The 17,632-nt window shown below is 56.7% G+C and carries 16 protein-coding genes and 1 pseudogene; 11 read left to right on the top strand and 6 right to left on the bottom strand.

Annotated elements, in window-relative coordinates; translation table 11 throughout:
• Positions 1–50: 50 nt before the first annotated feature.
• A pseudogene (locus DBR02_RS27045) lies at positions 51–146 on the bottom strand (DUF72 domain-containing protein); the annotation flags it as partial.
• The gene (locus tag DBR02_RS23545; RefSeq protein ID WP_063450113.1) at positions 143–709 is read right to left on the bottom strand and encodes a hydrolase; all 567 of its coding nucleotides are present in this window, start codon (positions 707–709) and stop codon (positions 143–145) included. The gene DBR02_RS23545 and the pseudogene DBR02_RS27045, both read right to left, overlap by 4 nt.
• 263 nt (positions 710–972) lie before the next feature.
• Here DBR02_RS23545 and aspS point away from each other — a divergent pair, with 263 nt between their 5' ends.
• The 6 genes from aspS (at position 973) to ruvB (ending at position 6,229) form a co-directional block, all read left to right on the top strand.
• A complete protein-coding gene (gene aspS, locus DBR02_RS23535; protein ID WP_107535604.1) occupies positions 973–2,745 on the top strand; it encodes an aspartate--tRNA ligase in 1,773 nt (590 codons plus the stop codon).
• A gap of 1 nt (position 2,746) precedes the next feature.
• Entirely contained in the window at positions 2,747–3,190 is a 444-nt protein-coding gene (gene nudB, locus DBR02_RS23530) for a dihydroneopterin triphosphate diphosphatase (protein WP_063450111.1), read from the top strand.
• 27 nt (positions 3,191–3,217) lie between these two features.
• On the top strand, positions 3,218–3,958 hold the full coding sequence (locus DBR02_RS23525) for a YebC/PmpR family DNA-binding transcriptional regulator (RefSeq protein WP_006176049.1): 741 nt from the start codon (positions 3,218–3,220) through the stop codon (positions 3,956–3,958).
• 34 nt (positions 3,959–3,992) lie between these two features.
• The gene (gene ruvC / locus DBR02_RS23520; RefSeq protein ID WP_003859749.1) at positions 3,993–4,514 is read left to right on the top strand and encodes a crossover junction endodeoxyribonuclease RuvC; all 522 of its coding nucleotides are present in this window, start codon (positions 3,993–3,995) and stop codon (positions 4,512–4,514) included.
• An 81-nt stretch (positions 4,515–4,595) separates the two neighbouring features.
• Positions 4,596–5,210, top strand: a complete 615-nt coding sequence (gene ruvA / locus DBR02_RS23515; RefSeq protein ID WP_023312236.1) for a Holliday junction branch migration protein RuvA — start codon at positions 4,596–4,598, stop codon at positions 5,208–5,210.
• A gap of 8 nt (positions 5,211–5,218) precedes the next feature.
• Complete coding sequence (gene ruvB / locus DBR02_RS23510; RefSeq protein WP_003859753.1) at positions 5,219–6,229, top strand: Holliday junction branch migration DNA helicase RuvB; 1,011 nt, start codon at positions 5,219–5,221, stop codon at positions 6,227–6,229.
• Positions 6,230–6,294: 65 nt separating this feature from the next.
• Here the strand turns inward: ruvB and znuB are convergent, their stop codons facing one another.
• The gene (znuB, locus tag DBR02_RS23505; RefSeq protein WP_063450110.1) at positions 6,295–7,080 is read right to left on the bottom strand and encodes a zinc ABC transporter permease subunit ZnuB; all 786 of its coding nucleotides are present in this window, start codon (positions 7,078–7,080) and stop codon (positions 6,295–6,297) included.
• The gene (gene znuC, locus DBR02_RS23500) at positions 7,077–7,832 is read right to left on the bottom strand and encodes a zinc ABC transporter ATP-binding protein ZnuC (RefSeq protein ID WP_107535603.1); all 756 of its coding nucleotides are present in this window, start codon (positions 7,830–7,832) and stop codon (positions 7,077–7,079) included. Before znuC ends, znuB begins: the two co-directional genes overlap by 4 nt.
• A 77-nt stretch (positions 7,833–7,909) precedes the next feature.
• Between znuC and znuA the strand changes: the two genes are divergently transcribed.
• From znuA to lpxM, 3 genes are all read left to right on the top strand, one after another.
• Complete coding sequence (znuA, locus tag DBR02_RS23495; RefSeq protein ID WP_129741652.1) at positions 7,910–8,854, top strand: zinc ABC transporter substrate-binding protein ZnuA; 945 nt, start codon at positions 7,910–7,912, stop codon at positions 8,852–8,854.
• Between the two features lie 15 nt (positions 8,855–8,869).
• A complete protein-coding gene (mepM, locus tag DBR02_RS23490; RefSeq protein WP_006811031.1) occupies positions 8,870–10,189 on the top strand; it encodes a murein DD-endopeptidase MepM in 1,320 nt (439 codons plus the stop codon).
• 119 nt (positions 10,190–10,308) lie between these two features.
• Positions 10,309–11,280 (top strand): lauroyl-Kdo(2)-lipid IV(A) myristoyltransferase, encoded by a 972-nt coding sequence (gene lpxM, locus DBR02_RS23485; protein WP_063868466.1) that lies wholly within the window; start codon positions 10,309–10,311, stop codon positions 11,278–11,280.
• Between the two features lie 35 nt (positions 11,281–11,315).
• Here the strand turns inward: lpxM and pyk are convergent, their stop codons facing one another.
• Both pyk and DBR02_RS23475 read right to left on the bottom strand, forming a co-directional pair.
• Positions 11,316–12,758, bottom strand: a complete 1,443-nt coding sequence (gene pyk / locus DBR02_RS23480; RefSeq protein WP_010432595.1) for a pyruvate kinase — start codon at positions 12,756–12,758, stop codon at positions 11,316–11,318.
• Positions 12,759–12,872: 114 nt separating this feature from the next.
• Positions 12,873–13,742, bottom strand: coding sequence for a MurR/RpiR family transcriptional regulator (locus tag DBR02_RS23475; RefSeq protein WP_063450107.1), 870 nt, complete (start codon positions 13,740–13,742; stop codon positions 12,873–12,875).
• A gap of 356 nt (positions 13,743–14,098) precedes the next feature.
• Between DBR02_RS23475 and zwf the strand changes: the two genes are divergently transcribed.
• Both zwf and edd read left to right on the top strand, forming a co-directional pair.
• Entirely contained in the window at positions 14,099–15,574 is a 1,476-nt protein-coding gene (gene zwf, locus DBR02_RS23470) for a glucose-6-phosphate dehydrogenase (protein WP_022648481.1), read from the top strand.
• 230 nt (positions 15,575–15,804) lie between these two features.
• Entirely contained in the window at positions 15,805–17,616 is a 1,812-nt protein-coding gene (gene edd, locus DBR02_RS23465; RefSeq protein WP_107535601.1) for a phosphogluconate dehydratase, read from the top strand.
• The last annotated feature ends 16 nt before the right edge of the window (positions 17,617–17,632 follow it).

Here is a 17,632-nt window from a genome sequence, read left to right as displayed (position 1 = left end):
GAATACACATGCTCTTGGGCGTTCTTTAGTGATTTTCAAAATTGCCGCGTCACGCAGTTAAAGTGTCGGGCATACTCTTCAAGGCTGGTAATACCCAGGCGCACCCATTTCGGGTGCGACCACTGGGGCAGGCCCACGTACATCATAGCGCGCTCAGGATCTCATCCGTGCTGCGCACGCGACCGATACGCGGGAAAATATGGGTCATGCTGCCCTGATGCTGGTCCGCAGAGGCTGCGCTGCACGCGTCTTCCGCGATGACCAGGTTAAAGCCCAGCTCCCAGGCGTTACGGGCGGTGGATTCCACACCGATGTTGGTGGAGATCCCGCACAGAATGATCGTGTCGATTCCGCGACGGCGCAGCTGAAGCTCCAGATCGGTGCCGTAGAAGGCGCCCCACTGGCGTTTGGTGACTTCAATATCGCTGTCGCGTTTACCGAGCGAGACCGGATACGTCCACCAGTTGTCCGGCAGCGCCTGCGCCGGGGCCTGAGCATCAACCGGCTGTTTTAACGCTTCGGCAAAATCAGCGGACCAGCCGACGCGCACCATGACCACCGGCGCACCGCTGGCACGGCATTTTTCCGCCAGACGCGCAGCGCGGCTTACGACATCGTCAGCGGTGTGCGGACCCCCGGCAAAAGGCAGGATCCCTTCCTGTAAATCAATGACCACGAGGGCGGTTTTGGTGGCATCAAGCGTCAACATTGTTACTCCAGTCAAATCAGTTGCTTTTCTACACCTTACGACGGTATGGCCTGTTATCGGTCGGATAATTTTGTTAATTTTTGTGAGAATAGGCAATAAGAGCACAGCAAACGCGCGTCAGGCCGTGCTTCGCTCTTATCGTCCGGCAGAATTTCCAGTATAATAGCCGCCTTTTTTCATCCAGTTGTGACATACAGAAAGCTGCGACATCGTAGCCTGCAAGACAGGCAACAATCAGCCTGCGGCTAATTAAGGGATATCTCATGCGTACAGAATATTGCGGGCAGCTGCGTCAGTCCCACGTCGGGCAGCAGGTTACCCTGTGTGGTTGGGTCAATCGTCGTCGCGATCTTGGTAGCCTTATCTTTATTGATATGCGTGACCGCGAAGGTATCGTTCAGGTGTTCTTCGATCCGGATCGCGCTGATGCGTTGAAGCTGGCTTCTGAGCTGCGTAATGAGTTCTGCATTCAGGTGACGGGCACCGTGCGTGCGCGTGACGAAAAAAACATCAACGCCGAGATGGCGACCGGCGCTATCGAAGTGCTGGCGTCCGATCTGGTGATTATCAACCGCGCGGAAGCGCTGCCGCTGGACTCCAACCACGTCAACACCGAAGAAGCGCGTCTGAAATACCGCTACCTGGATCTGCGTCGTCCGGAAATGGCTCAGCGCCTGAAAACCCGTGCGAAAATCACCAGCCTGGTGCGTCGCTTTATGGACGATCACGGTTTCCTCGATATTGAAACCCCGATGCTGACCAAAGCCACGCCGGAAGGCGCGCGCGATTACCTGGTGCCATCCCGCGTCCATAAAGGCAAATTCTATGCGCTGCCGCAGTCTCCGCAGCTGTTCAAACAGCTGCTGATGATGTCCGGCTTCGACCGCTACTACCAGATTGTAAAATGCTTCCGCGACGAAGACCTGCGCGCTGACCGTCAGCCAGAATTTACCCAGATCGATGTGGAAACCTCCTTCATGACCGCCGAGCAGGTGCGTGAAGTGATGGAAGCGCTGGTGCGTAGCCTGTGGAACGACGTCAAGGGCGTTGAGCTGGGCGATTTCCCGATCATGACCTTCGCGGAAGCCGAGCGTCGCTACGGTTCCGACAAACCAGACCTGCGTAACCCGATGGAGCTGGTGGACGTGGCTGACCTGGTTAAAGACGTGGAGTTCGCGGTCTTTGCTGGCCCGGCTAACGATCCGAAAGGCCGCGTGGCTGCCCTGCGCGTACCGGGCGGCGCGTCCTTAAGCCGTAAGCAAATTGACGACTACGGCAACTTCATCAAGATCTACGGCGCGAAAGGTCTGGCCTATATTAAAGCGACCGAGCGCGCGAAAGGTCTGGAAGGCATCACCAGCCCGGTGGCGAAATTCCTGAACGCGGACATCGTGGAAGCGATCCTTGAGCGCACCGGTGCCCAGGACGGCGACATGATCTTCTTCGGCGCAGACAACAAGAAAGTTGTTGCTGACGCAATGGGCGCGCTGCGTCTGAAGCTCGGTAAAGACCTGAATCTGACCGACGAAAGCAAATGGGCGCCGCTGTGGGTTATCGACTTCCCGATGTTTGAAGACGACGGTGAAGGCGGCCTGACCGCGATGCACCACCCGTTCACCTCGCCAAAAGACATGACGGCGGCGGAGCTGAAGGCAGCACCGGAAGATGCGGTAGCGAATGCCTACGATATGGTTATCAACGGCTATGAAGTGGGCGGCGGCTCCGTGCGTATTCACAGCGGTGAAATGCAGCAAACCGTGTTCGGCATTCTGGGCATTAACGAGCAGGAGCAGCGCGAGAAGTTTGGCTTCCTGCTGGACGCCCTGAAGTACGGTACGCCTCCGCACGCGGGTCTGGCCTTCGGTCTTGACCGTCTGACCATGCTGCTGACCGGCACCGACAACATCCGTGATGTTATCGCCTTCCCGAAAACCACCGCAGCGGCGTGTCTGATGACCGAAGCGCCAAGCTTTGCCAACCCGGCCGCGCTGGCCGAGCTGGGCATTGAGGTGGTGAAGAAGGAAGAGAAAAACTGATATGGCATACAAGCTTCCCGTTTCTGTCTTAGTTGTCATTTATGCCCTGGACACGAAGCGGGTGCTGATGTTGCAGCGGCGCGACGATCCTGATTTCTGGCAGTCGGTTACCGGCAGCCTGGAAGAGGGGGAGACCGCGCCGCAGGCCGCCGCGCGTGAAGTAAAGGAAGAGGTCGCCATTGACGTTGCTCGCGAGCAACTGACCCTGAAGGACTGTCAGCGCACGGTGGAGTTTGAAATTTTTAGCCATTTACGTCATCGCTATGCGCCGGGCATTGAGCGCAATACGGAATCGTGGTTCTGCCTTGCGCTTCCCCATGAGCGGGAGATCGTGTTCACTGAACATCTGACCTACCGCTGGGTCGATGCGGCGGATGCCGCCGCACTGACCAAGTCATGGAGCAACCGGCAGGCGATTGAAGAATTTGTAATTAACGCTGCCTGAGAAGGCGCGATTTTTGGAGAACTTTTTATGGCAGGTCATAGTAAGTGGGCCAACACCAAACACCGTAAAGCGGCACAGGATGCCAAGCGCGGTAAAATCTTTACCAAAATCATTCGTGAGCTGGTAACAGCGGCGCGTCTGGGCGGCGGCGATCCGGCCTCTAACCCGCGCCTGCGTGCGGCGGTGGATAAAGCCCTGTCCAACAACATGACGCGTGACACCCTGAACCGCGCCATCGCACGTGGCGTGGGCGGTGACGAAGACGCGAACATGGAAACCATCATTTATGAAGGTTACGGCCCTGGCGGTACGGCGGTAATGGTTGAATGTCTGTCTGACAACCGTAACCGTACCGTTGCGGAAGTGCGCCACGCGTTCACCAAAACCGGCGGTAACCTGGGCACTGACGGCTCCGTAGCTTACCTGTTCAGCAAAAAAGGCGTCATCTCCTTCGAGAAAGGCGACGAAGACGTCATCATGGAAGCGGCGCTGGAAGCGGGCGCGGAAGACGTGGTGACTTACGACGACGGTGCGATTGACGTTTACACCGCGTGGGAAGAGATGGGTGCCGTGCGCGATGCGCTGGAAGCGGCTGGCCTGAAGGCGGATAACGCTGAAGTGTCCATGATCCCGTCCACCAAAGCGGATATGGATGCGGAAACCGCGCCTAAGCTGCTGCGTCTGATCGACATGCTTGAAGACTGCGACGACGTACAGGAAGTGTATCACAACGGTGAAATCTCTGATGAGGTGGCTGCGACGCTGTAATGCGCCAGCCTGAACCGTTTACGGGAGACGCGTGATGTCGATTATCCTTGGGATTGACCCCGGCTCGCGCGTCACCGGCTATGGCGTTATCCGTCAGGTGGGACGCCAGCTAACCTACCTCGGCAGCGGCTGTATTCGCACTAAAGTGGACGATCTGCCGTCGCGCCTGAAGCTCATTTATGCGGGCGTGTCGGAGATTATCACCCAGTTCCAGCCGGACTATTTCGCCATTGAGCAGGTCTTTATGGCGAAGAACGCGGATTCGGCGTTAAAGCTCGGTCAGGCGCGCGGCGTGGCGATTGTTGCCGCCGTGAACCAGGACCTGCCGGTATTTGAGTACGCGGCCCGTCAGGTTAAACAGACGGTAGTGGGCATCGGTAGCGCGGAGAAAAGTCAGGTGCAGCATATGGTGCGCACCCTGCTGAAGCTTCCCGCGAACCCGCAGGCCGACGCCGCGGATGCGCTGGCGATTGCGATTACCCACTGCCACGTCAGCCAGAACGCGATGCAAATGAGCGAGTCGCGGCTCAATCTGGCGCGAGGCAGGTTACGATAATAAGAAATCAGGCTGGATGTTTATCCAGCCTTTTTTTATTATGTCGCCAGTTAACACTTTTCCAGAACGCAGGAGCGTCATGTGATAGGCAGACTCAGAGGCATCATCATTGAAAAACAACCCCCGTTAGTGCTGCTGGAAGTGGGTGGCGTGGGCTATGAAGTCCATATGCCGATGACCTGCTTCTACGAGCTGCCTGACGCGGGCAAAGAGGCGATTGTTTTTACCCAGTTTGTCGTGCGTGAAGACGCTCAGCTGCTGTACGGCTTCAATAATAAACAGGAACGCACCCTGTTCCGCGAATTAATCAAAACCAACGGCGTCGGGCCGAAGCTGGCGCTGGCGATTTTATCCGGTATGTCAGCCCCGCAGTTTGTGAACGCCGTTGAGCGCGAAGATCCGGCTGCGTTGATTAAACTCCCGGGCATCGGCAAGAAAACCGCCGAGCGCCTTATCGTCGAGATGAAAGACCGCTTTAAAGGCCTGCATGGCGATCTGTTCACCCCGGCCGCCGATCTGGTGCTGACGTCACCGGGCGGGCCAGCGACGGATGACGATGCCGAGCAGGAAGCGGTTGCCGCGCTGGTAGCGCTGGGATATAAACCTCAGGAGGCCAGCCGGATGGTGAGCAAAATCGCTAAACCGGACGCCAGCAGTGAAACCCTGATTCGTGAAGCGCTGCGCGCTGCATTGTGAGGTAAAGGATGATTGAAGCAGACCGCCTGGTATCGGCAGGCACCATTCAGCCAGATGACGTGGTGGATCGCGCGATCCGTCCAAAACTGCTGGATGAGTACATCGGCCAGCCGCAGGTTCGTTCCCAGATGGAGATTTTCATCCAGGCGGCAAAGCTGCGCGGCGATGCGCTCGATCACCTGCTGATTTTTGGTCCGCCGGGCTTAGGTAAAACCACCCTGGCAAACATCGTCGCCAACGAGATGGGCGTAAATTTACGTACCACTTCCGGCCCGGTGCTGGAAAAAGCGGGCGATCTGGCGGCGATGCTGACCAACCTCGAACCGCACGACGTGCTGTTTATCGATGAAATCCACCGTCTGTCGCCGGTGGTGGAGGAAGTGCTCTATCCGGCAATGGAAGATTACCAGCTGGATATCATGATTGGCGAAGGGCCGGCGGCGCGCTCAATTAAAATCGATCTGCCGCCATTTACCCTGATTGGCGCCACGACGCGCGCCGGGTCGTTGACCTCTCCGCTGCGCGACCGCTTTGGCATTGTCCAGCGTCTGGAGTTTTATCAGGTGCCCGATCTCCAGCACATTGTGGGCCGCAGCGCGCGCTACATGGGGCTGGATATGAGCGAAGAGGGGGCGTTTGAAGTGGCGAAGCGTTCCCGCGGTACGCCGCGTATTGCCAACCGCCTGCTGCGTCGCGTGCGTGACTTCGCTGAAGTGAAGCACGATGGCACCATTTCGGCTGAGATTGCCGCCCAGGCGCTGGACATGCTGAACGTGGATGCCGAAGGCTTTGACTATATGGACCGCAAGCTGCTGCTGGCGGTGCTGGATAAGTTCTTTGGCGGGCCGGTAGGGCTGGATAACCTGGCGGCGGCGATTGGCGAAGAGCGTGAAACCATTGAGGACGTGCTGGAGCCGTATCTTATCCAGCAGGGCTTCTTACAGCGTACCCCGCGCGGTCGTATGGCGACGGTGCGAGCGTGGAATCATTTCGGGATAACGCCGCCGGCGATGCCTTAAATCATGCCGGGTGGCGGAACGTTTTTGTAGCCCCGGTAAGCGAAGCGCTACCGGGGACATGCTGACTACTGCGCGGTCTTTTTCATCATACTGAAAACAAACAATACCGCCGCGCTCAATACCACCGACGGTCCTGCCGGCGTGTCATAAAACGCTGAGAAGGTTAGCCCGCCCGTCACGGCGATCATCCCGATAACCACCGCGATACCGGCCATTTGCTCTGGGGTACGTGCAAAACGGCGCGCCGTGGCGGCAGGGATAATCAGCAGCGACGTGATAATCAGTGCCCCGACAAACTTCATCGCCACGCCAATGGTTAATGCCGTGACCAGCATCAGCAGCAGCTTCACGCGCTGAAGCTTCACGCCGTCGACAAAGGCCAGATCCGGGCTGACGGTCATCGCCAGCAAATTTCGCCACTGCCACAGAAGTATGCCCAGCACCACCACTACGCCAATGGCAATGGAAACCAGATCCTCGGGCGTAACGGCAAGCAGATCGCCAAACAGATAGGCCATCAGGTCAACGCGGATGTTTGACATCAGGCTCACCACCACCAGGCCCAGCGACAGGGCACTGTGCGCCATAATGCCGAGCAGGGTATCAATTGCGAGGTGAGGGCGTTTTTCCAGCCAGACCAGACCGGCGGCCAGCAGCAGCGTGACGACTATCACCGCATAGAAGGGGTTCACGTCCAGCAGCAAACCAAACGCGACGCCCAGCAGTGAAGCATGGGCCAGCGTATCGCCGAAATAGGACATTCTGCGCCACACGACAAACGAGCCGAGTGGACCCGCGGCGCAGGCAAGCATAATCCCGGCCAGCCAGCCGGGCAGTAACAGTTCAATCATGAGTGTCCATTTCCCCGACGCAGGACAATTCGTCCCTGTAAATCATGGCGGTGATTGTGATTATGGCGATAAATGCCCAGCTGTTCAGCGCCACGATGGCCAAACATGGAGATAAATTCAGGATGCATTGACACCACTTCCGGCGTACCGGAACAGCAGATGTGGTGGTTCAGGCACAGCACTTCGTCGGTTTTCGCCATCACCAGATGCAGGTCATGGGAAACCATCAGCACCGCACAGTTCAGTTCACGGCGAAGCTGGTCGATGAGGTCGTACAGCGCAACCTGACCGTTAACGTCAACGCCCTGCGTCGGCTCGTCCAGCACCAGCAGCTGAGGGCTGCTGAGCAGGGCGCGGGCAAGCAATACGCGCTGGGTTTCCCCGCCCGAAAGCTTTTGCAGAGGGGCATCGACGAGGTGGCCCGCCTGAACGCGCTTCAGGGCAGGGAGGATATCCGCTTTTCGCGTACAGGGGCGCAGGCGCAGGAAGCGGCTCACCGTCAGGGGCAGCGTGGCGTCGAGATGCAGTTTTTGCGGCACATAGCCGATACGCAGCTTGTCTTCGCGGGCGATCAGCCCTTCATCAGGCGTGACCAGGCCTAGCACGACGCGCACCAGCGTAGATTTACCCGCCCCGTTAGGGCCGAGCAGCGTCAGTATTTTGCCGGGCTTCAGAACCAGCGACACGTCAGAAAGGACGCGGCGCTGGCCGAATGAGACCGACACATTTTCAAGAGAAACTAAAGTCGTCATGTCAATTTAAGCTTGCAGAAGTTATCGAATGTTATAATATCACATTCCACACATTCATTACGATGATTAGTCGCATTATGTTACAGAAAAATACGCTTCTTTTCGCTGCTTTATCCGCTGCACTTTGGGGTACAACCGCACAAGATGTTAACGCTGCCGTTGTCGCTTCGCTTAAACCGCTAGGCTTTATCGCCGCTGCCATCGCCGATGGGGTCACGGAGACCCAGGTTCTGCTGCCTGACGGCGCCTCCGAACATGATTATTCTTTACGCCCGTCCGACGTAAAACGCTTACAGAACGCGGACTTAGTTGTCTGGATCGGTCCTGAGATGGAAGCCTTCATGCAGAAAACGGCGAAACAGGTTCCCGCCGCGAAACAGGTGGCGATTGGTGAGCTGTCCGGCGTGAAACCGTTGCTGATGAAAGGATCTGAGGATGACGGTGACGAACACGACCACGGTCATGCTCACGACGAAAAAGGTGACGACCATCACCATCACGGCGAGTACAACATGCATCTCTGGCTTTCCCCAGAGATAGCGCGGCTTTCAGCGGTTGCAATCCACGACAAATTAGTGGAACTTATGCCGCAAAGTCGAGTCCAACTCGACGCCAACCTGAAGGATTTTGAGGCTCAGTTAGCCGCAACCGATAAACAGGTAGGTAACGAGCTCGCACCGCTTAAAGGAAAAGGGTACTTCGTTTTTCATGATGCTTACGGCTATTACGAAAAACATTACGGTCTGACCCCGCTGGGGCATTTTACCGTCAACCCTGAAATTCAGCCTGGTGCGCAGCGTTTACATGAAATCAGAACACAGTTGGTTGAGCAAAAAGCGACATGCGTTTTTGCTGAGCCACAGTTCAGGCCAGCGGTCGTAGAAGCCGTGGCCAGGGGAACATCCGTGCGCATGGGAACCCTTGACCCGCTAGGTACGAACATCCAGTTGAGCAAAGCGAGCTATTCGCAGTTCCTCAGCCAACTGGCGAATCAGTATGCGAGCTGCCTGAAAGGAGATTAACGAGGAAGTGAATACGTGCAACAGATAGCCCGCTCTGTCGCCCTGGCATTTAACAATCTGCCTCGACCCCACCGCGTTATGCTGGGGTCGCTTACAGTTCTCACCTTAGCGGTCGCCGTCTGGCGGCCCTATGTTTACCACCCGAGTTCTGCCCCTATCATCAAAACCATCGAACTGGAGAAGAGCGAAATCCGCTCTCTGCTGCCCGAGGCCAGCGAGCCTATCGATCAGGCCGCTCAGGAAGATGAAGCGATTCCCCAGGACGAGCTGGATGACAAAATCCAGAATGAAGCCGGCATTCATGAATATGTGGTCTCGACGGGCGACACGCTGAGCAGCGTGCTGAACCAGTACGGTATCGACATGGGCAACATCAGCCAGCTTGCCGCCTCCGATAAAGAACTGCGTAATCTGAAAATTGGTCAGCAGCTTTCCTGGACCTTAACCCCCGATGGCGATCTGCAACGTCTGACCTGGGAAATGTCCCGCCGCGAAACCCGCACCTACGATCGCACGGCAAACGGTTTCAAAATGACCAGTGAAATGCAGCAGGGCGACTGGGTGAATAGCGTCATGAAAGGGACCGTTGGCGGCAGCTTTGTTTCCAGTGCACGCGATGCCGGCCTGACCAGCGCTGAAATCAGCTCGGTGATCAAAGCCATGCAGTGGCAGATGGATTTCCGCAAACTGAAAAAAGGCGATCAGTTCTCTGTCCTGATGTCCCGCGAAATGCTGGACGGCAAGCGCGAGCAGAGCCAGCTGGTGGGCGTACGTCTGCGTTCAGATGGCAAAGACTACTACGCCATTCGCGCGGAAGACGGTAAGTTCTATGACCGCAGCGGTACGGGCCTGGCAAAAGGCTTCCTGCGTTTCCCAACGGCTAAACAGTTCCGCGTCTCCTCCAACTTCAACCCGCGTCGTCTGAACCCGGTAACGGGCCGCGTAGCGCCGCACCGTGGCGTTGACTTCGCCATGCCGCAGGGTACGCCAGTGCTGGCGGTAGGGGATGGTGAAGTGGTGATGGCGAAACGCAGCGGCGCTGCTGGCTATTACGTGGCTATCCGTCACGGTCGTACGTACACCACCCGCTACATGCACCTGCGTAAACTGCTGGTCAAACCGGGCCAGAAAGTGAAACGCGGCGACCGCATTGCGCTGTCCGGGAACACCGGCCGTTCGACGGGCCCGCACCTGCACTACGAAGTGTGGATCAACCAGCAGGCGGTTAACCCGCTGACGGCGAAACTGCCGCGCACCGAAGGGCTGACCGGGAAAGATCGCAAAGATTACCTGGCGCAGGTGAAAGAGGTGATGCCACAGCTGCGCTTCGACTAAGCTAACACCCTCAAAAATAAGCCGGCGTCAGTGTGCGCCGGCTTTTTCTTTTGTACGCGGACGGCTGCCTCGCTACACTATCTGAATATATTTTTGCGTCACCAGACCCTGGAACCCGCATGGAAACCAAAAAAAACAATATTGAGTACATTCCCGAGTTTGAAAAATCTTTTCGCCACCCGCGTAACTGGGGCGCCTGGCTTGGCGTATACGCGTTTGCTGGCATGGCGTTGCTACCTGCTTCCCTCCGCGATCCGGTGCTCGGCAAGGTCGGGCGACTGGCCGGCCGCTTAGGAAAAAGCGCGCGCCGTCGTGCGCAAATCAATCTTCTGTACTGCTTCCCGGATAAAACCGACGCCGAACGCGAAGCAATTATTGATGACATGTATACCACCGCGCCACAGGCGATGGCGATGATGGCGGAACTGGCGCTGAAAGGGCCGGAGAAGATTGTTGACCGCGTTGACTGGAAAGGGCTGGAGATCATCGACGAGATGCGTCGCAATGATGAAAAGGTGATTTTCCTGGTGCCGCACGGCTGGGGAGTCGACATTCCGGCGATGCTGATGGCCTCGCAGGGCCAGAAAATGGCGGCGATGTTCCATAACCAGGGAAACAAAATCTACGATTTCGTCTGGAATACCGTACGCCGTCGCTTTGGCGGACGTTTGCACGCGCGTAACGATGGCATCAAGCCCTTCATTCAGTCCGTGCGTCAGGGCTACTGGGGCTACTACTTGCCCGATCAGGACCACGGCCCTGAGCACAGCGAGTTTGTTGATTTCTTCGCGACCTATAAAGCAACGCTACCCGCGATTGGTCGCCTGATGAAAGTCTGTCGCGCCCGCGTGATCCCGCTGTTCCCGGTGTATGACGGCAAAACGCATCGCCTGAGCATTGAGGTACGTCCGCCGATGGACGATCTGCTGACCGCAGACGATCGCACCATTGCGCGCCGTATGAATGAAGAGGTGGAAGTGCTGGTGGGGCCGCATAAGGAGCAATATACGTGGATCCTTAAGCTGCTCAAAACGCGTAAGCCTGGCGAAACGGAGCCGTACAAGCGTAAAGAGCTGTTCCCTAAGAAATAGGAAACCCTCTCCCTTAGGGGAGAGGGGATCGGGTCTTACTCTACGGTCAGTACGCGGGTGGTGTTGGTTGAGCCGATGGTGCTCATCACGTCACCCTGCGTCACGATAACGATATCGCCGGACACCAGATAACCTTTGTCGCGCAGCAGATTTACCGCATCGTGCGCAGCGGCCACGCCGTCGTTAGTGCTGTCGAAGTGCACCGGCGTCACGCCGCGATACAGCGCCGTCAGGTTCAGCGTACGCTCGTGACGGGACATGGCGAAGATCGGCAGCCCGGAACTGATGCGGGACGTCATCAGCGCGGTACGGCCAGATTCGGTCATGGTGATGATTGCCGTGACCCCTTTCAGGTGGTTTGCGGCGTACATCGCGGACATCGCAATCGCTTCTTCCACATTGTCGAACTGGATATCCAGGCGGTGCTTGGAGACGTTAATGCTTGGGATCTTCTCTGCGCCCAGGCAGACGCGCGCCATGGCGGCCACGGTTTCCGCCGGGTACTGACCGGCAGCGGTTTCGGCTGACAGCATCACCGCATCGGTTCCGTCCAGCACGGCGTTAGCCACGTCCATCACTTCCGCACGGGTCGGCATTGGGTTGGTGATCATGGATTCCATCATCTGGGTGGCGGTGATCACCGCACGGTTCAGCTGGCGCGCGCGACGGATCAGCGCTTTCTGGATGCCGACCAGCTCAGGATCGCCGATTTCTACACCCAGGTCACCACGGGCAACCATCACGACGTCAGACGCCAGGATCACGTCATCCATCGCGTCCTGATCGCAGACTGCTTCCGCGCGTTCAACTTTCGCAACGATTTTCGCATCGCAGCCCGCGTCGCGCGCCAGACGGCGAGCATAGTTCAGATCTTCGCCGCAGCGCGGGAAGGAGACGGCCAGATAATCTACGCCGATTTGTGCAGCGGTCACGATATCCGCTTTGTCTTTATCGGTCAGCGCTTCGGCAGACAGGCCACCGCCGAGCTTGTTGATGCCTTTGTTGTTGGAGAGCGGGCCGCCGACGGTCACTTCCGTGAACACCTTCATACCCTGAACTTCCAGCACTTTCAGCTGTACGCGACCGTCGTCCAGCAGCAGGATGTCGCCTGGCACAACGTCAGCAGGGAGACCTTTGTAGTCGATACCCACTTTCTCTTTATCGCCTTCACCTTTGCTCAGGTTGGCATCCAGCAGGAATTTGTCGCCGATGTTGAGGAAGACTTTGCCTTCTTTGAAGGTCGATACGCGAATTTTTGGACCTTGAAGATCGCCGAGGATAGCAACATGGCGTCCCAGTTTAGCTGCGATTTCACGCACTTTATCGGCACGTAATTTATGATCTTCTGGCGTACCGTGAGAGAAGTTCATACGCACCACGTTGGCACCCGCGGCGATAATCTTCTCGAGGTTATTATCGCGGTCAGTGGCCGGGCCTAAGGTGGTAACGATCTTGGTTCTGCGAAGCCTTCTGGACATGTAATACTCCGTTGACTGAAACAACTTTGGTGTTGCGTGAACATTGAATCGGACTTCATCTATTGCAAGGCAGTAGCGAGGGGACCGAATGCCGTAAATCGTACTTCGTCGTTATTAGGGAACATCGCTCTTTATAAGCAATTCTTTATCAAAACGCGATTCTTTCAGGGCTTCCTTGACCCGCTTCAAGTTATCCCGGAATTTTGCGCCCCGGCGTAAGGTAAAACCGGTCGCCAGCACGTCAATGACCGTCAACTGCGCCAGGCGGGAGACCATCGGCATGTAGACGTCGGTGTCCTCCGGTACGTCCAGGGTAATGGCGAGCGTCGCTTCCCGGGCCAGCGGCGTACCCGCCGTCGTCAGGGCGATGACCATCGCATCGTTGTCACGCGCGAGCTGCGCCAGCTCGACCTGGCTCTTGGTGCGGCCCGTGTGGGAGATGAGGACCACGACATCATCTTCGCTACAATTCATACAGCTCATGCGTTGCAGCACAATGTCATCGGAATAAATCACCGGCACGTTGAAGCGAAAGAATTTATTCATGGCGTCATGTGCTACGGCAGCCGACGAGCCAAGGCCAAAGAAGGCAATCCGTTTGGCCTGCGTGAGTAAATCAACCGCGCGGTTCACCGAACTCATATCCAGAGACTGGCGCACGTGGTCGAGCGTCGCCATAGCCGACTCAAATATTTTCGCAGTGTAAGCATCAACGCTGTCGTCTTCATCCACATTGCGATTAACATACGGGGTGCCGTTTGCCAGACTTTGGGCCAGATGCAGTTTAAAATCAGGAAAGCCGCGCGTGTCCAGACTACGACAGAATCGATTAACCGTCGGTTCGCTGACGCCCGATTCCTGTGCCAGAGCGGCGATGCTTGAATGAATCGCCTGAGCGGGGGCGGCGAGAATAACTTCAGCCACTTTGCGCTCGGATTTGCTAAGGTGTTCCAGTTGAAACTGGATTTTTTCCAGCATGTTCATTGTTAACAAGACGCTCATGAGGGCATAAACGATTTCATACAGAGATGAAACCCTGATTCGATTTAGCCGATATTACCCCCGGGACTTCCGAAAGGGTAACCGTCGACAAGAAATGTTGTTGTTTTTTTTCATTACTTGATCGACGTCGGGTTTTGCCCTGACTCCGTTGCGCAAAGAATCGACGTTTGTTGCGTCATTAGGCGGGCTTAAAGGTCTGGACGACGAAAAATCGCCGTATCGCACGTGACGTTAAGCGCTAATGGTTTCAGGAAATGCGTAAAAGCAGTACAGTGCATTGTAATAAAATTACAACGATACCTGGCAGAGTACCAGGCGATCTAACTGAGGAGAATGACATGGCGGTAACGCAAACAGCCCAGGCATGTGACCTGGTCATTTTCGGCGCGAAAGGCGATCTTGCACGCCGAAAATTGCTGCCTTCCCTGTATCAGCTGGAAAAAGCGGGCCAGATCCATCCCGACACCCGAATCCTTGGGGTAGGGCGCGCCGACTGGGATAAAGAAGCTTATACCAAAGTCGTGCGCGAGGCGCTCGAAACGTTCATGAAAGAAAAAATCGATGAAAGCCTGTGGGATAAGCTGAGCGGGCGCCTCGATTTTTGTAACCTGGACGTCAATGATGTCAGCGCCTTTACCCGTCTGGGTGAAATGCTGGACCAGGAAAATCGCGTCACCATTAACTATTTCGCCATGCCGCCAAGCACCTTCGGCGCCATCTGCAAAGGTCTGGGCGAAGCGAAGCTGAACGCCAAACCGGCACGCGTGGTGATGGAAAAGCCTCTGGGCACGTCGCTGGCAACCTCTCGTGAAATCAACGACCAGGTGGGCGAGTTCTTTGAGGAGTGCCAGGTTTACCGTATTGACCACTACCTGGGCAAAGAGACGGTTCTGAACCTGCTGGCGCTGCGCTTTGCTAACTCCCTTTTTGTGAACAACTGGGACAACCGCACCATCGACCATGTGGAAATTACCGTGGCGGAAGAGGTGGGTATCGAAGGCCGCTGGGGTTACTTTGACCAGGCCGGCCAGATGCGCGACATGATCCAGAACCACCTGCTGCAAATTCTGTGCATGATTGCCATGTCTCCACCGTCGGATCTGACGGCCGACAGCATTCGTGACGCCAAAGTGAAAGTGCTGAAATCACTGCGCCGTATCGATCGCTCCAACGTGCGTGAGAAAACCGTTCGCGGTCAGTACACCGCAGGTTTTGCCCAGGGGAAAAAAGTCCCTGGCTATCTGGAAGAAGAGGGCGCGAACAAGTCCAGCAATACCGAGACGTTTGTGGCTATCCGCGTGGATATCGACGACTGGCGCTGGGCCGGCGTGCCGTTCTACCTGCGTACCGGTAAGCGTCTGCCGGCAAAATGCTCCGAAGTGGTGGTCTACTTCAAAAACCCGGAACTGAACCTGTTCAAAGAATCCTGGCAGGAGCTGCCGCAGAACAAACTGACCATCCGTCTGCAACCGGACGAGGGTGTGGATATTCAGATCCTGAACAAAGTGCCGGGTCTTGATCACAAGCACAACCTGCAAACCACCAAGCTGGACCTGAGCTACTCTGAAACCTTCAACCAGACGCATCTGGCCGATGCTTACGAGCGTCTGCTGCTGGAAACCATGCGCGGTATCCAGGCGCTGTTCGTCCGTCGCGATGAAGTGGAAGAGGCGTGGAAATGGGTCGACTCCATTACCGAAGCGTGGGCTGCCGATCAGGATGCGCCAAAACCGTATCAGGCGGGAACATGGGGACCAGTTGCCTCCGTTGCGATGATCACCCGCGATGGCCGCTCCTGGAACGAGTTTGAGTAAAGCTCTCTAGCCCATTGGTGTTATTTTACCGGTAACATGATCTAACACAGCAAGTGGCATCATTTTTACTTTTTAAGCTCCGCGTGGATTCACCCGCGGAGCTTTTTTTATTACACTCCTCTTAGACATTTTGCCCCTGCGCTCCGGATAACAGGCGTTTCAGCGTTGTTAACAACCGTCAGAACCTGTGTAAACTCCCGAGCCCGGACAGATAAATTAGAGGAGCTTTTATGAATCCGACATTGTTACGCGTAACACAACGCATAATTGAGCGCTCGAAAGAGACCCGTTCTGCCTATCTCGCCCGCATTGAACAGGCGAAGAGCGAAACGGTCCACCGCTCGCAGCTGGCCTGCGGGAATCTGGCCCACGGCTTCGCCGCCTGTCAGCCTGGCGATAAAGACGCGCTGAAAAGCATGTTGCGTAACAACATCGCCATTATTACCTCCTATAACGACATGCTCTCTGCCCACCAGCCGTACGAGGTTTACCCGAACATCATTCGCAACGCACTGCATAGCGTAAACGCGGTGGGCCAGGTTGCGGGCGGCGTGCCGGCCATGTGCGACGGCGTCACCCAGGGGCAGGACGGCATGGAGCTGTCGCTGCTGAGCCGCGAAGTGATCGCCATGTCTGCGGCGGTTGGCCTCTCGCACAATATGTTTGATGGCGCGCTCTATCTGGGCGTGTGCGACAAAATCGTCCCGGGGCTGGTGATGGCCGCGCTGTCGTTTGGCCATCTGCCAGCGATTTTTGTGCCGTCAGGCCCGATGGCAAGCGGTTTGCCGAATAAGGAAAAAGTGCGCATTCGCCAGCTGTATGCCGAAGGAAAAGCGGATCGTAAGGCGCTGCTGGAAGCGGAAGCCGCGTCCTACCACGCGCCGGGCACCTGTACGTTCTACGGTACGGCCAACACCAACCAGATGGTGGTGGAGTTTATGGGAATGCAGCTGCCGGGCTCCTCGTTCATTCAGCCGGACGCGCCGCTGCGTAAGGCGCTGACCGAAGCCGCAGCCCGTCAGGTCACCCGCCTGACCGGTAACGGCAACGAATGGATGCCGATGGGCAAAATGGTGGATGAAAAAGTCATCGTCAACGGTATCGTTGCCCTGCTGGCAACCGGCGGTTCAACCAACCACACCATGCACCTGGTCGCAATGGCGCGCGCGGCGGGCATTCTGATCAACTGGGATGACTTCTCCGATATCTCCTCCGTGGTGCCGCTGATGGCGCGTCTGTACCCGAACGGTCCGGCGGACATCAACCACTTCCAGGCGGCGGGCGGCGTGCCGGTGCTGATGCGCGAGCTGCTGAAAGGCGGCCTGCTGCATGAGGATGTCAACACGGTGGCGGGCTTTGGCCTGCATCGCTATACCCTTGAGCCATGGCTGAACAACGGTGAGCTGGACTGGCGTGAAGGGGCGAGCGACTCGCTCGATCCGCAGGTCATTGCCACCTTCGAGAAACCGTTCTCTCCTCACGGCGGCACCAAAGTGCTGAGCGGTAACCTTGGGCGTGCGGTGATGAAAACCTCTGCCGTGCCGGAAGAGAATCAGGTGATTGAAGCCCCGGCCGTGGTGTTCGAAAGCCAGCACGACGTTTTACCTGCCTTTGACGCGGGTCTGCTGGATAAAGACTGCGTGGTCGTTGTGCGTCATCAGGGACCAAAAGCGAACGGGATGCCAGAATTACATAAACTTATGCCGCCGCTTGGTGTATTATTGGACCGCCGTTTCAAAATTGCGCTGGTCACCGATGGACGCCTCTCCGGGGCATCCGGTAAAGTGCCTTCAGCTATCCACGTCACCCCGGAAGCCTACGACGGTGGCCTGCTGGCGAAAGTCCGTGATGGTGACATGATCCGCGTTAACGGTCAGACAGGCGAGTTAACCCTGCTGGTGGATGAAGCAGAGCTGGCGGCACGTCAGCCACATATTCCTGACCTGAGCGCGTCGCGCGTGGGTACCGGGCGTGAAATGTTTGGTGCGTTGCGCGAGAAACTCTCCGGTGCGGAGCAGGGCGCAACCTGTATTACGTTTTAAGACGACTTGATTTTAA

Origin of the sequence: Enterobacter cloacae complex sp. (genome assembly GCF_900322725.1) — a bacterium.
Taxonomy (GTDB): Bacteria; Pseudomonadota; Gammaproteobacteria; order Enterobacterales; family Enterobacteriaceae; genus Enterobacter; species Enterobacter quasihormaechei.
This window is presented reverse-complemented; position numbering and strand designations above follow the sequence as displayed.

Bases quoted from the DNA above. Each gene is read 5' to 3' on its own strand.
- DBR02_RS23475 (WP_063450107.1), bottom strand. From the start codon at position 13,742: ATGAACATGCTGGAAAAAATCCAGTTTCAACTGGAACACCTTAGCAAA.
- znuC (WP_107535603.1), bottom strand. From the start codon at position 7,832: ATGACGACTTTAGTTTCTCTTGAAAATGTGTCGGTCTCATTCGGCCAG.
- ruvB (WP_003859753.1), top strand. From the start codon at position 5,219: ATGATTGAAGCAGACCGCCTGGTATCGGCAGGCACCATTCAGCCAGAT.
- DBR02_RS23545 (WP_063450113.1), bottom strand. From the start codon at position 709: ATGTTGACGCTTGATGCCACCAAAACCGCCCTCGTGGTCATTGATTTA.
- nudB (WP_063450111.1), top strand. From the start codon at position 2,747: ATGGCATACAAGCTTCCCGTTTCTGTCTTAGTTGTCATTTATGCCCTG.
- aspS (WP_107535604.1), top strand. From the start codon at position 973: ATGCGTACAGAATATTGCGGGCAGCTGCGTCAGTCCCACGTCGGGCAG.
- znuA (WP_129741652.1), top strand. From the start codon at position 7,910: ATGTTACAGAAAAATACGCTTCTTTTCGCTGCTTTATCCGCTGCACTT.
- znuB (WP_063450110.1), bottom strand. From the start codon at position 7,080: ATGATTGAACTGTTACTGCCCGGCTGGCTGGCCGGGATTATGCTTGCC.
- DBR02_RS23525 (WP_006176049.1), top strand. From the start codon at position 3,218: ATGGCAGGTCATAGTAAGTGGGCCAACACCAAACACCGTAAAGCGGCA.
- pyk (WP_010432595.1), bottom strand. From the start codon at position 12,758: ATGTCCAGAAGGCTTCGCAGAACCAAGATCGTTACCACCTTAGGCCCG.
- lpxM (WP_063868466.1), top strand. From the start codon at position 10,309: ATGGAAACCAAAAAAAACAATATTGAGTACATTCCCGAGTTTGAAAAA.
- zwf (WP_022648481.1), top strand. From the start codon at position 14,099: ATGGCGGTAACGCAAACAGCCCAGGCATGTGACCTGGTCATTTTCGGC.
- ruvC (WP_003859749.1), top strand. From the start codon at position 3,993: ATGTCGATTATCCTTGGGATTGACCCCGGCTCGCGCGTCACCGGCTAT.
- edd (WP_107535601.1), top strand. From the start codon at position 15,805: ATGAATCCGACATTGTTACGCGTAACACAACGCATAATTGAGCGCTCG.